Origin of the sequence: uncultured Nostoc sp. (assembly GCF_964247315.1) — a bacterium.
GTDB lineage: Bacteria > Cyanobacteriota > Cyanobacteriia > Cyanobacteriales > Nostocaceae > Nostoc.
In genome coordinates this window covers 1-14500 of sequence record NZ_CAXTTT010000092.1, presented here as the reverse complement: position 1 = coordinate 14500, position 14500 = coordinate 1, and the positions used below count along the sequence as shown (strand labels likewise).

6 protein-coding genes are annotated in these 14500 nt (G+C 39.8%); all 6 read left to right on the top strand.

From position 1 onward, the window contains the following. The first annotated feature begins 56 nt into the window (after positions 1 to 56). The 6 genes from ACFE93_RS24115 to ACFE93_RS24090 all read left to right on the top strand — a co-directional run bounded on the left by ACFE93_RS24115 (position 57) and on the right by ACFE93_RS24090 (position 14472). Entirely contained in the window at positions 57 to 911 is an 855-nt protein-coding gene (locus ACFE93_RS24115; RefSeq protein WP_375476977.1) for a 3-hydroxyacyl-CoA dehydrogenase family protein, read from the top strand. 19 nt (positions 912 to 930) lie between these two features. Next, positions 931 to 1179 carry an acyl carrier protein gene (locus ACFE93_RS24110; protein WP_375476975.1) on the top strand — a complete coding sequence of 83 codons (249 nt, stop codon included), beginning with the start codon at positions 931 to 933 and terminating at the stop codon, positions 1177 to 1179. Between the two features lie 40 nt (positions 1180 to 1219). Beyond that, complete coding sequence (locus ACFE93_RS24105; RefSeq protein WP_375476973.1) at positions 1220 to 2404, top strand: acyl-CoA dehydrogenase family protein; 1185 nt, start codon at positions 1220 to 1222, stop codon at positions 2402 to 2404. Between the two features lie 3 nt (positions 2405 to 2407). Further along, entirely contained in the window at positions 2408 to 3478 is a 1071-nt protein-coding gene (locus ACFE93_RS24100) for an HAD-IIIC family phosphatase (protein ID WP_375476971.1), read from the top strand. 44 nt (positions 3479 to 3522) lie between these two features. Further along, positions 3523 to 13290, top strand: a complete 9768-nt coding sequence (locus ACFE93_RS24095; RefSeq protein ID WP_375476969.1) for an amino acid adenylation domain-containing protein — start codon at positions 3523 to 3525, stop codon at positions 13288 to 13290. Between the two features lie 249 nt (positions 13291 to 13539). Next, the gene (locus ACFE93_RS24090) at positions 13540 to 14472 is read left to right on the top strand and encodes a TonB-dependent receptor plug domain-containing protein (protein WP_375476967.1); all 933 of its coding nucleotides are present in this window, start codon (positions 13540 to 13542) and stop codon (positions 14470 to 14472) included. The last annotated feature ends 28 nt before the right edge of the window (positions 14473 to 14500 follow it).

The following is a 14500-nucleotide window of genomic DNA, read 5'->3' as shown; positions in this document are numbered from 1 at the left end:
TAAGTTTGGAAAACCTTAAATAAAAATCATGATAATATTCGCTTCTAGGATTAATTATGAACATTCAAACAGTAGGTGTTGTTGGTGCAGGGGTGATGGGAGTAGGGGTTGCACAAAACCTCGCTCAAACAGGTCATAAAGTGGTTCTTGTAGATATTTATGAAAATATCCTGGATAAAGCTAAACACGAAATCAGGAATAATATCCGCTTTCAGGGTTTTTTCAAAAAAAGTGACAACACAGAAACTCCAGATAGTATCCTCAGTAAAATAGAGTTTTCGACAAACTATAAAAATTTAGAAAATGCAGATTTTATCATAGAAAACGTCACCGAAAAATGGGATATTAAAAGAAAGGTTTATCCAATACTAGATTCTATTTGCTTACCAGATTGTGTATTCGCTGCTAACACATCAGCAATTCCCATTACCCGCATCGCTTCAGTCACTAAACGTGCCGAGAAAGTTGTTGGTATCCACTTTATGAATCCCGTACCAATGAAGCCAATGGTGGAGATGATTCGTGGATATCACACCTCTGAAACAACAATTGAAACAGCAAAACAAATGCTGGCTCAGATGGGTAAACAATGCATCATTGTCAATGATTCACCAGGTTTTGTTTCCAACCGCGTGTTGATGTTAACTATTAACGAAGCTGTTTTTCTATTGCAAGACCAAGTTGCTACAGCAGAAGATGTGGACAAAATCTTTAAAGGCTGTTTCGGTCATAAAATGGGGCCCTTAGAAACAGCAGATTTAATTGGGCTAGACACAATTTTATTTTCTATCGAAGTCTTGTACGAAAACTTTAACGATAGCAAGTATAGACCATGCACCTTACTCAAAAAAATGGTGGATGCAGGGTTGCATGGTAGAAAAAGTGGTAAAGGATTTTACGTATATCAATAAATAGGAAATATCAATACTAATGAACGAAATTCAAACTAAAATCAAAACTTTTCTCTCAAAGTTTTTTGGCAATCATAATTTACAACCAAATGAAGACATTTTTGCTCTAGGTTTTGTCAATTCTATGTTTGCTATGCAACTTGTTTTATTTGTAGAACAAGAATTTAAGATTGCCATTGAAAACGAGGACTTGGAATTTGAAAATTTCCGTACAATCAATTCTCTTGCCAATTTAATTGAACGTAAAACTGCTATTTTCGTGCAGTAATAAAATATAACTTGCCATTTTATATGGCAGAAATGGTACTATGAAGCTGGAACTGTCTACTCAACAAAAAAACGCTAAGGCTGAATTTAGAGCTTTTGTTAATCAGGAGATATGCCCTGATGCTGGCGAATGGGATAGTAAAGAATTTACCCCGCCAGAACTAATTAAGAAAATAGCCCAACGTGGTTTTCTCGGTGCTATATTACCCCAAGAATATGGCGGACAAGGAATGGACATGATTACCTATGGCATTCTCAACGAGGAAATTGGACGGGGATGTTCTTCTATTAGGAGTTTGCTGACAGTTCACAACATGGTGGCTCATGCTTTGTGTAAATGGGGTAATAAATCTCAAAAACAGTATTGGCTTCCTAAATTTGCATCTGGTGAAACTATTGCTGCTTTTGCGTTAAGCGAACCTAATGTAGGTAGCGATGCTAAAAGTGTAGAAACAACAGCAACACTTGCTGGTGATGTTTATGTCTTAAATGGGCAAAAGAAATGGATTACCTATGGACAAATAGCAGATGTATTTTTGGTCTTTGCTAAATGTGAGGGAAAACCCACTGCTTTTTTAGTTGAAAAAAATAGTCCTGAACTGTCAGTAAAACCAATGTCTGGGATTTTAGGTGTTAGGGCTTCAATGTCAGCAGAATTGCACTTTAATAACTGTCAGGTTTCTTTAGAAAATTTAGTAGGTAAACTGGGTTTTGGATTTTCCTACATTGCTGCTACTGCACTTGATTATGGTAGATATAGTGTGGCATCAGGTTGTGTAGGTATTGCTCAAGCTTGTTTGGAAGCTTGTATCAAGTATACAAACGAACGAAAACAGTTTGGCGTTTATCTTAAAGAACATCAATTAATCCGCCAAATGATTAGTCAGATGATCACTAACGTGAAAGCAGCAAGACTGCTGTGTTATCAAGCTGGTTATCTCAAAGATATTAACGACCCAAACTCAATTTTAGAAACTTCTATTGCTAAGTACTTTGCATCTACAGTAGCTACCAAAATAGCAAATGATGCTGTGCAAATTCATGGTGGCAATGGTTGTAATAGTGAGTACCCAGTGGAAAGGTATTTACGTGACTCTAAAATCATGGAAATCATTGAAGGTACTACTCAAATTCAAGAAATTACTATCGCCGACTCAGGTTATCAAGATTATCTTTTTTCAACTGTTACTACTGGCTTGGAAAAGAAATTAGCAAAGAAAAGTTAATATATGATTAGTAGCCAAGAACAAGACGTAAATAGTAAACAAAAAGACAAAAAAGTTATTAAATGTGTCGTTTGGGATTTAGATAATACCCTATGGCACGGAGTTTTGCTCGAAGATGATAAAGTCTCTGTGCGAGAAAATATAGTAAATCTTATTCAGACTTTAGATAGTCGTGGTATCATACAATCTATAGCTAGTAAGAACGAATATGCTACAGCAATAGCTAAACTAAAAGAGTTTGGTTTAAAAGAGTATTTTTTATACCCACAAATAAATTGGAACTCTAAGGCTGCTTCTATCAAAGAAATTGCTAAATCTCTTAATATTGGGATGGATGCTATATCTTTTATCGACGATCAATTATTTGAACTAGAAGAAGTAAAATTTTCTTTACCAGAAATCCTGTGTATAAACGCAGATGAGATAGAGAACATTTTAGATATGCCTGTCATGAATCCACGTTTTATTACGGAAGATTCACGAATCAGAAGATTGATGTATGCTAGTGATATTGAGCGTCAAAATGCTGAGAAAGAATTTGTTGGCACAGCAGACGAATTCCTAGCTACTCTCAATATGAATTTCATTATCTCCTCTGCAAAAGAAGAAGACTTACAGCGTGCAGAAGAATTAACGCTACGAACCAACCAATTGAATACAACTGGTTATACCTACTCCTACGATGAACTCAATCATTTTCGCCAATCAGACAACCATAAACTGCTGATTGCAAGTCTGGAAGATAAATATGGTAGCTATGGTAAGATAGGTTTAGTTCTGATTAAATGTGAGCCTAATTTATGGACAATCAAGCTTTTGCTAATGTCTTGTCGCGTCATGTCGAGGGGAGTTGGGACAATAATGATGAATCATATTATGAGTCTAGCTCAAAGCAATAATGTCCATCTTTGTGCAGAGTTTGTACCAAACGATCGCAACAGAATGATGTATCTATCTTATAAATTTGCAGGTTTTAAAGAGATTGATAATAATAGTAATTTGGTGATTTTTGAAAATGATTTAACTCGAATTCAACCTGTACCTTCTTATATAAATTTCCAAGTAATTGCTTAGTTTTTTTTTACTAAAATAGTGATAAAATTTATAAATATAATATTATGGATAGCAAAACAGATGATATTATTAAACGACGCTCTAAGCTCTCACCTGCTAAACAAGCAATTTTAGAAAAGCGCTTACAGGGTGAAAGTGAGCCTGATATTCAACAAATAGTTATTCCTCGCCGCACTCAAAAAAGTCCAATTCTTCTGTCTGCACCCCAGCAGCGATTATGGTTTCTCCAACAGTTAGAACCCCAAAGTTCTATTTACAACGAATTTGCGTGTATACAATTAAAAGGTGTTCTGAATTGTGCAGCATTAGAGAAAAGTTTTAATGAGATTGTAAAACGTCATGAATCTCTGCGTACTTCTTTTGAAACTTTGGATAATCGACCAGTTCAAGTAATTCATCCCACCTTGAGTGTAGAGTTGCAAGTGGTGAACTTAAGCAACTTACCGCAAGCATTGCAGGAGGCTGAAGTTGAGCAGCTATCTGCTGAAATTGCTCGAAAGCCTTTTGACTTAGCATTCAGTCCATTGCTGCGAGTGATGTTATTGCAGACTAGTGAACAAGAAAATTTATTGTTGTTAGTTGTTCACCACATTGTCTGTGATGGCTGGTCGATACAAGTGCTTAACCAAGAATTAGCAGTACTATATGAAGCTTTCTCTGCTGGAAAATCTTCCCCACTTTTAGAACTGTCCATTCAATACCCAGACTATTCTATTTGGCAGCATCAGTGGTTGCAAGGTGAACGAGAAAAAACTCAACTTTCTTATTGGAAGCAGCAACTGGCAAATGCTCCAACCACTTTGTCCCTGCCAATAGACCGTCAGCGACCTCCAGTACAAAGTTTCAAAGGAGCAGCTAGATTTTTCAAGCTATCATCACACTTGAGTGATATGGTGAGGTCTTTGAGCAAACAGCAGGGAGTCACCCTGTTTATGACTTTGTTAGCGGCATTTCAAGCACAATTGTACTGCTATACAAGTCAACAAGACATCTGCATTGGCTCTCCAATTGCTAATCGGAACCATACTGGTATTGAAGGGTTAATTGGTTTTTTTGTCAATACTCTTGTGTTTCGTACTGACCTTTCTGGAAACCCAAGCTTTTTAGAATTACTTGGTCGAGTGCGCGAAGTATGCATAGGAGCTTATACTCATGCAGACCTGCCTTTTGAGCGATTAGTGGGAGAACTACACCCTGAGCGAAATCTCAGTCATACTCCGCTGTTTCAAGTAACCTTTGCTTTGCAAGAAGATACTAAAAAAGATTTGGTGCTACCTAATCTGACTTTAAAGTGGCTTCAAAACCATAGTGAAACAGCAAAATTTGATTTAACACTGTATGTAGTAGATTCAAAGCCAGAACTTTGGGGATGGTGGGAGTACAATACAGACTTGTTTGATGCTGCGACTATTGAAAGAATGGTAGGGCATTTTACTAATTTGCTTGAGGGTATTGTTACCCAACCGGAGAATCGTTTGTCGGAGTTACCGCTATTAACTGAATCTGAGCGTCAGACTCTTTTAGTTGACTGGAATGATACAACTACTGATTTTCCCCAGGATAAATGCATCCATCAATTGTTTGAAGCGCAGGTAGCAAGAACGCCTGATGCAGTTGCAATAGTATTTGAAGACCAACAGTTAAGCTATCGGGAACTAAATCAACGAGCTAACCAATTAGCGCATTACTTACAAAAGCAAGGAGTCAAACCAGAAGTATTGGTGGGGATTTGTGTAGAGCGATCGCTCTCGATGGTCATCGAACTCTTAGCCATCCTCAAAGCAGGTGGCGCCTATGTACCACTCGACCCAGCGTATCCACCAGAACGTTTAGCTTTTATAGTGCAGGACGCTCAAGTGTCAGTATTACTAACGCAGCAGCACCTGATAGAGAATTTGCCACAACATCAGACTAGAGTTGTTTGTCTAGATACAGATTGGGAAATTATAGCTCAGGAAAGTCAACAAAACCCAATCAATGACTGTACAACTGATAACTTGGCTTATATCATCTATACATCTGGCTCAACAGGTCAACCCAAGGGCGTTTTAGTCAATCACAGCAATGTTGTTCGTTTGTTGGCAGCAACTGAGTCCTGGTATAACTTTAACCAACAGGATGTCTGGACATTATTCCATTCCATAGCCTTTGATTTTTCCGTTTGGGAACTCTGGGGTGCTCTGCTATATGGTGGAAAATTAGTGGTAGTACCATACTGGCTGAGTCGTTCACCCGAAGACTTCTACAAATTGTTGTTAACACAGCAAGTGACGGTACTTAACCAAACACCTTCAGCTTTCTCCCAACTTATACAGGTAGAAGAATCTTTGGGAACTGCCAAGAGGCTAAATCTGCGACTGGTGATCTTCGGTGGAGAAGCTTTGCAGCTTGAGAGTTTAAGACCTTGGTTTGAGCGTCATGGCGACCAATTTCCCCGGTTAGTCAATATGTACGGGATTACAGAAACAACCGTGCATGTCACATATCGTCCGCTAACAATGGTAGACTTAGAAGTAGTATCACGAAGTCTAATTGGTCGTCCAATTTCTGACTTGCAAGTTTACTTACTAGATAGATATTGGCAACCAGTACCCATTGGAGTACCAGGTGAAATGTACATTGGTGGTGCTGGTGTGGTCAGGGGTTATTTAAACCGACCAGAATTAACACCTGTTAAATTTATACCTAATCCCTTTAATAATAAACCAAATGCACGCCTTTATAAATCCGGTGATTTAGCCCGATATTTAGCTAATGGAGACATTGAATATTTAGGTCGGATTGACTACCAAGTAAAAGTCCGTGGTTTCCGAATTGAATTGGGAGAAATTGAAGCACTCATTAGCCAATACTCAGGAGTGCGAGAAACTGTAGTTGTAGTACATAAAGACTCAACAGACTCTCAAAGAATAGTGGCCTATATAGTCCTTCAAAAAGAGCAAACACTGATAATACCTGAACTACGCGGCTTTTTAGAAGCAAAGTTGCCAAGTTACATGGTGCCTGCGACTTTTGTAACATTAGAGGCACTACCACTAACATCGAACGGAAAGGTTGATCGCAGAGCATTACCTGTTCCTGACACAGCCCGACCTGAATTAGAAGAAGTTTTTGTCGCACCCTGCACAAAAGAAGAAAAAATACTAGCTGATCTTTGGGCTAAAGTTCTTGGTTTAAAACAGGTGGGTATTCACGACAACTTCTTTTCCTTAGGTGGAGATTCCATCCGTAGTATCCAAGTTCAGTCTCTAGCACGAGAAAAAGGTTTGAGCTTCTCAATACAGCAGATGTTTCAACATCAAACTATTTATCAACTATTAGGGGCACTAGAAACGGCAGAATCCCAAATTATAAAAACGGAAGAAACTCAACCATTCAGTCTCATATCTCCAGAAGAGAAACATAGATTACCCGAGTGTGTAGAAGATGCTTATCCACTTACCATACTCCAAAGAGGAATGGTTTTTCATAGTGAGTATAGTCCAGAGGGAACAACATATCACGATGTTTTCACCTACTACCTACAAGCTCCTCTCGAAATTCAAGCTTTGCAAGCAGCTATACAACTTTTGGTAAATCGTCATCCTGTACTACGTACTTCATTCCACCTAACTGACTTTAGTGAGCCATTGCAACTGGTTCATCAAAACACTGATATTCTATTACAAGTAGAGGATTGGTATCATCTCTCAACTTCCGAATTCGAGGATGCCCTAAATGCCTGGTTGGATGAAGAAAAAAGACGACAGTTTGATTGGAGTATACCTCCCTTACTCCGCTTTTTTGTTCATTGCTGCACTGAGGAGACATTTTATTTGACTGTCAGCTTCCATCATGCAATTCTAGATGGATGGAGTGTGGCTTCAATGTTGAGTGAGTTGTTTGGGCAGTATTTCTCCTTGTTGAATGAAAAAGCTGATTTTCTCGAACTACCACCTTTAAGCCTGTTTCGGGACTTTGTTGCTTTGGAGCGAGAGACGATTATCTCTGAGGAGTCTCAGCGCTACTGGACAGAAAAATTGCAAGATAGAACTATAACTATCTTGCCTCGTTGGAATTTTATCCTTCTGGGGGCTAAAGCCAAGCAAGTAAGCGAACAAGAAGTACCAATATCTGCTGAAATTTCTAAAGGATTACAACAGCTAGCCCAGTCCACACGAATTCCACTCAAAAGTGTTTTGCTGACAGCACATCTGCGAGTGTTAAGCCTGCTGTGCGGACATTCAGACGTACTCACGGGTGTAGTCACTAATGGACGCCTAGAACATAAGGATGGAGACCGAACTCTTGGTTTGTTCCTCAATACTGTGCCATTTCGTCTCAAACGGTCTGGAGGCACTTGGGTAGACTTAGTGCAGGAGGTGTTTAAGGTAGAGCAGGAATGGCTGCCACATCGCCGATATCCACTCGCAGAAATACAGAAGAACTTGGGTGGTCTGCCTCTGTTTGAGACTGCATTTAATTTCACACATTTTCATGTTTATCAGGCAGTGCTAGAAGGTAAAAATGTGCAGTTTCTGGGTGGCAAGTTTTATGAAGAAACAAACTTTCCTCTGATAGCTGACTTCAACCAAGACCCAAGCTCTTTTCTAGTAACACTCTTGCTTAAGTACGATGCTTCTGAATTTGGCTTAGACCAAATCAAGTGTATTACTGAATACTATGCTAGAACTCTACAAGCAATAGTGAGCAACCCCCAACAACGCTATGAATTGCATGAGCTTCTTTCTACAAAAGAACGGCGTCAGTTACTAGTAGAGTGGAATAATACCCAGACCAACTATCCAAGTAACCAGTGCATCCATGAATTGTTTGAGTTTCAAGTGGAACGCACACCTGATGCTGTAGCAGTGGTGTTTGAAGAGCAACAGCTAACCTATCGTGAACTGAATATTAGAGCCAATCAACTAGCACATTATTTGCGTTCATTGGGAGTAAAACCAGAGGTATTAGTGGGGATTTGTGTAGAGCGATCGCTTTACATGATAATGGGACTATTAGCTATCCTCAAAGCAGGTGGTGCATACATCCCACTAGATCCTAGTTATCCTAAAGAACGATTAGAATTTATACTAGAAGATACACAAGCACCAGTGTTGCTAACTCAAGCATCGCTTGTGGAGGCAATGCCGCAACACAAAGCTCAAGTGGTTTGTTTAGATACTGATTGGCATCTGATAGCCCAACAAAGCCAGGAAAATTTCCTCTGTGAGCTAACTACTGACAACCTAGCTTATGTGATCTATACCTCTGGTTCAACAGGCAGACCAAAAGGCGTAATGATTAAACACGCTAGCACAGTTGCAATGTTGGATTGGGCAAAGAAAACTTTTGCGATTGAAGCTATGCAAGGAGTTTTAGCATCAACCTCGATTTGCTTCGACCTTTCGGTGTTTGAAGTGTTTGTTCCTTTGTGTTGCGGTGGCAAAGTGATTTTAATCGAGAATGGATTATATTTACCAACTTTGCTAGCAGCTAAGAGTGTAACCTTAGTTAATACTGTCCCGAGTGTAATTTCACAGTTACTTAGAAATAATAGTATTCCAACTTCAGTCCAGACTGTGAATGTAGCAGGTGAGCCGCTTCATAATCAACTCGTACAACAGCTTTATCAGCAAGATAATATACAACAAGTATTTAACCTATATGGACCTTCTGAAGATACAACTTATTCTACTTCTGCTTGGATATACAAAGGTGCTAGTAACACCCCACCGATTGGTCGCCCGATTCATAACACGCAGATTTATTTATTAGATAAAAATTTACAACCTGTGCCTGTAGGTGTACCAGGAATGTTGTACATTGGCGGTGCAGGTTTAGCTCGTGGTTATCTAAACAAAGCAGGACTGACTGCGGATAAATTTATTCCCAATCCTTACGCAAACTTGCCAGGGGAACGGTTATATAAAACTGGGGATAAGGCACGCTATCTACCAAATGGAGAGATAGAGTATATAGGTCGAATTGATAATCAAGTTAAGATACGTGGTTTCCGCATTGAACTCGGAGAAATTGAAGCACTCATTAGTCTACACCCAGTAGTCCGAGAAGCTGTAGTTGTAGTACGCTCAGATTTAGCAGATTCTCAACGTATAGTTGCCTATGTAGTTCTACAAAAAGAGCAAATACTAGTAATTTCCGAATTACGCAACTTCCTGGAGTCAAAGTTGCCAAATTACATGATCCCAGCAACTTTTGTTATATTAGAGGCGCTCCCACTGACACCCAACGGCAAAGTTGACCGCAAAGCCCTACCAGCACCTGAATTAACACAGTTATCATCATCCAATTATGTTCCGCCTACCACACCAATTGAGAACTTATTAGCAGGAATTTGGGCAGAAATATTGGGACTAGAAAAAGTAGGAATTCATAATAACTTTTTTACCTTGGGAGGTCACTCATTAATTGCCACTCGCGTCATTTCCCAAATTCGGCAAGTATTTAAAATAGAACTGCCTTTACGTTATTTATTTGAAAAACCGACAATCGCCCTGTTAGCCAAAGAAATTGAAACAACCATCAAAGCAGGCTTAGGAATTGAAACAACAAAGATTGAGCAGATAGAGCGCACATCAAAATTACCGCTGTCATTTGCTCAACAGAGGTTATGGTTCCTAGCTCAATTAGAACCAGACAGCCCCTTCTACAACATACCTGCGGCTGTTCGCCTCCAAGGAGAACTGAACATCAAGGTGCTACAACAAACTTTCAACGAAATTCTACGCCGCCACGAAGCATTGAGAACCAATTTCCAGACAGTTGAAGGACAAGCAATAACTGTTATCTCTAAAGCAAAGCCTTTAATATTATTACCAACAATCGATATTAGCGAACTCCCTTTAGCTCAACAAGAAGTTGAAATCAGGCAACAAGCTGCACAAGAAGCACAACAACCCTTTGACATCAGCAGCGATCATCTACTGAGAGTAAAACTATTACGTCTGGATGCACAAGAACACATTGTACTACTGACAATGCACCACATTGCTTCTGATGGCTGGTCAATCGGCGTACTGGTGCAAGAGTTGGCAACACTTTATCCAGCCTTCTGTAATGAACAATTATCACCCTTAACTGAACTACCGATACAATATGTAGACTTTGCCGCTTGGCAACGACAATGGCTGCAAGCAGAAGTACTCGAAACTCAAATATTTTATTGGCAAAAACTGTTAGAAGATGCGCCCAGAGTATTAGAATTACCCACAGACTATCCCAGACCAGCAATTCAGACATTCCGGGGTGCAACTTACTCATTTGAGCTATCAGATGAACTCTGTGTAGCTCTGAATAAATTCAGTCAACAGCAGGGAAGTACCTTATTTATGACTCTGTTAGCAGCTTTCCAAACACTGCTATGGCGTTACACAGGGCAAGAAGATATTGTGGTTGGTTCACCCATTGCTAACCGTAATCGAGCAGAGATAGAAGGGTTAATTGGATTTTTTGTCAATACATTGGTACTGAGAACTAACTTGGCAGGAAATCCTAGCTTTGAGGAGCTAATAAAACGGGTAAGGGAAGTAGCATTAGGAGCATACACTCATCAGGATTTGCCTTTTGAGTTGTTAGTTGAACAACTGCAACCACAACGAGACTTAAGTCGTACACCATTGTTTCAAGTGATGTTTGTGCTTCAAAATGCACCAATGTCTGCCTTGGATCTGCCTGATTTGACTTTAAGTCCTGTGGAAAGTGATAGTCATAGTGCTAAATTTGATTTAACCTTATTCATAACAGAAACCGAGTCAGGATTAGTTGGAAATTTAGAATACAGTACTGATTTATTCAAAGAAAGTTCTATCCACAGGATGGTAGAACATTTACAAACGTTGTTGTCTGGAATTGTGATAAATCCACAAGCAAGATTGTCGGAGTTACCACTGCTAAAGGAAACTGAGCAGCATCAATTACTTGTGGAGCGGAATGATACAGCAGTTGAGTATCCTCAACAGCAATGCATTCATCAGTTATTCGAGGCACAAGTAGAACGCACACCTGATGCAGTAGCAGCAGTATTTGAAGACCAACAGTTAACCTATCGGGAACTAAATCAACGAGCTAACAAATTGGCCCACTACCTGCGAACGCTAGGAGTCAAACCAGAGCTATTGGTGGGTATTTGTGTAGAGCGATCGCTTTACATGATAATCGGATTATTAGCCATCCTCAAAGCAGGTGGTGCATACATACCACTAGACCCTAGTTATCCTAAAGAACGATTAGAATTTATACTAGAAGATACTCAAGCGCCAGTGTTGCTGACTCAAGCATCGCTCGTTGCGGCATTACCGCAACAAAATGCTCAAGTCGTTTGTTTAGATACTAATTGGCACCTGATTGCCCAACAAAGCCAAGACAATTTATTCTGTCAACTAACAACTGACAACCTAGCATATACAATCTACACCTCTGGTTCCACAGGCAAACCAAAAGGCGTGCAAATACCCCACATTGCTCTGAGCAACTTTTTATTTGCGATGCAGCAAAGTCCAGGTATCACCAAAGAAGATACCTTACTAGCAGTCACTACCTATTCCTTTGATATTGCCGCCCTAGAACTGTTCTTGCCAATCATTGTAGGTAGTCGCTTGGTAATTACCAGTCGGGAAGTAGCCTGGGATGCAACACAACTATCAGCAATGTTAACTGATTCCCAAGCTACAGTTATGCAAGCCACACCAGCGACATGGCAATTACTTTTGGCAGCAGGCTGGGATAGTAATTATCAATTAAAAATTCTCTGTGGTGGTGAAGCCTTACCTGGACACCTAGCCAATCAATTACGGCAACAATGTCATTCTTTATGGAATATGTATGGACCGACTGAAACCACTATTTGGTCGGCAGCTAGCTTAGTAGAAACCCTTAACAACACTGTACCAATTAGTCACCCAATTGCAAATACACAGCTTTATATCCTCGACCAATATCATCAGTTAGTTCCTATAGGTATACCAGGTGAATTGTATATCGGTGGTGAAGGACTGGCACGGGGGTATTTCCACCGTCCTGATTTGACAGCAGAGAAGTTTATTCCTCACCCTTTTAGCGAGCAGCCGTCTGCACGTCTGTACAAGACAGGAGATTTAGCACGCTATCTACCAAATGGAGAGATTGAGTACATTGGTCGCATTGATAACCAAGTTAAGATACGTGGTTTCCGTATTGAGACTGGAGAAATTGAAGCCAGATTAACTCAATATCCTACTATTAAAGAAGCTGTAGTTGTACTCAGAGAAGATATGTCTGGAGACAAGCAGCTAGTAGCCTATGTATTATCTGAACAGGAATTGACTCTTAAAATTAGTGAATTACGGAGTTTTCTCAGAGAGAAAATACCTGATTATATGATACCCGCTGCCTTTGTATCAATGAAGGCTCTGCCATTAACACCTAATGGTAAAGTAGATCGACAATCACTGCCAATACCTGATAATCTTCGTCCACAGTTAGAAACCACCTACATCAAGCCACAAAATGATTTAGAAACATCTATTGCGATGGTTTGGCAGAAGACACTGAAAATAGAAAAGGTTGGCATTAACGATAACTTCTTTGAGCTAGGTGGACATTCATTATTAATGGTTCAGGTTCATAGCCAACTGCGGGAAATATTTCAAAAAGATTTATTAATACTCGATTTATTTAGATATCCGACTATCAGTTCTTTAGCTGAGTTTATCAATCTAGCCAACAGCAAACAATCATCAAATTCTTATCAAACTGATGTTAGAACTCAACAGTTGCAAGAAGGTAAAACTCGAATGAAACAATTTCTGAAAGTCAGTAAGAGAGTGAAATAAAGTCACATCGGTAACTATGCTTAAGGATAGATCGTTATGTAAATAATTTTGTAAAGAATAAATGATAAAAACTTGCAATTGGTGAGCCATTTCCTGTAAGATTTATTCTCGAAATCATAGTAAAGTAAGTCATAAATACTACTGACACTGATTTTCTATAGTATAGCCAAGTGTATAGAGTAGCCAATGAAACCAAAGCAGTTATCGCAAATTTTATTATTAATAAGTTCGGTTTGGCTTTTTTGTGCAATGAGCGTAACGGCTCAAGAAATACCAAAGTCACAAATACAGAGTAAATCTATTGCATCCTTACTACGTAAATCCCGAATAATTAGAGAGATTACCCAACTCAATGAGATAGAGCTTCCTAATACTAGTGCCAGAATGCTAGTACAGTCACCAGCACCAAATGTCCCCCCTTACCAAGAGAAGATTGAGGGGGGTGTAATCCAAGTGACGGGAGTGCAAGCTAAACCCACCCAGAAAGGTGTGGAGGTAATTTTACAGACGACTAGTGGAGACAAACTGCAAATTATAAATCGCAGTGCTGAGAATAACTTTATCGCTGATATACCTAATGCTCAATTGCGTTTACCTAATGGTGATGCTTTCACATTCCGTTCGCAAAAGCCAGCTGAGGGTATTACTGTGATAACCGTTACAAACCTTGATGCTAATACTATTCGGGTGACAGTGGCGGGTGAAGCAGGATTGCCAACTGTTGAGTTATTTGACAGTGATGAAGGATTGATTTTTGGTTTGACACCTGCTGCAACAGCAATGCAACCACCACAGCAACCTGAAGGTGAACAGCCAACGAGTGAAACACCGCAGGAGAAACCATCAGTGCAGGAAGATGAGCCGATTGAGTTGGTGGTGACGGGAGAGCAAGATGGGTATCGCGTACCGAATGCCAGCACTGCAACGAAAACAGACACCCCCCTGCGTGACATTCCCCAATCGATTCAAGTCGTCCCGCAGCAGGTGATTCGCGATCAGCAAGCGACCCGTATAGAAGATGCGCTCAAAAATGTCCCTGGTGTTACTCAAAGGAGCGGATATTATTCGTCGGCAACTAATTTTACAATTCGTGGCTTTGATGCGGGTGGATCAGGGAATGTTCTTAGGGATGGCTTGTTTGATTCGGGGAGCAGTGCAGGGCAAACGCATCTTATTTACTAATAAAAACTAAGAAAGATTTCAAAATAAC

Coding starts and splice junctions, on each gene's coding strand:
- ACFE93_RS24090 (WP_375476967.1), top strand. CDS start 13,540: ATGAGCGTAACGGCTCAAGAAATACCAAAGTCACAAATACAGAGTAAA.
- ACFE93_RS24115 (WP_375476977.1), top strand. CDS start 57: ATGAACATTCAAACAGTAGGTGTTGTTGGTGCAGGGGTGATGGGAGTA.
- ACFE93_RS24095 (WP_375476969.1), top strand. CDS start 3,523: ATGGATAGCAAAACAGATGATATTATTAAACGACGCTCTAAGCTCTCA.
- ACFE93_RS24110 (WP_375476975.1), top strand. CDS start 931: ATGAACGAAATTCAAACTAAAATCAAAACTTTTCTCTCAAAGTTTTTT.
- ACFE93_RS24105 (WP_375476973.1), top strand. CDS start 1,220: ATGAAGCTGGAACTGTCTACTCAACAAAAAAACGCTAAGGCTGAATTT.
- ACFE93_RS24100 (WP_375476971.1), top strand. CDS start 2,408: ATGATTAGTAGCCAAGAACAAGACGTAAATAGTAAACAAAAAGACAAA.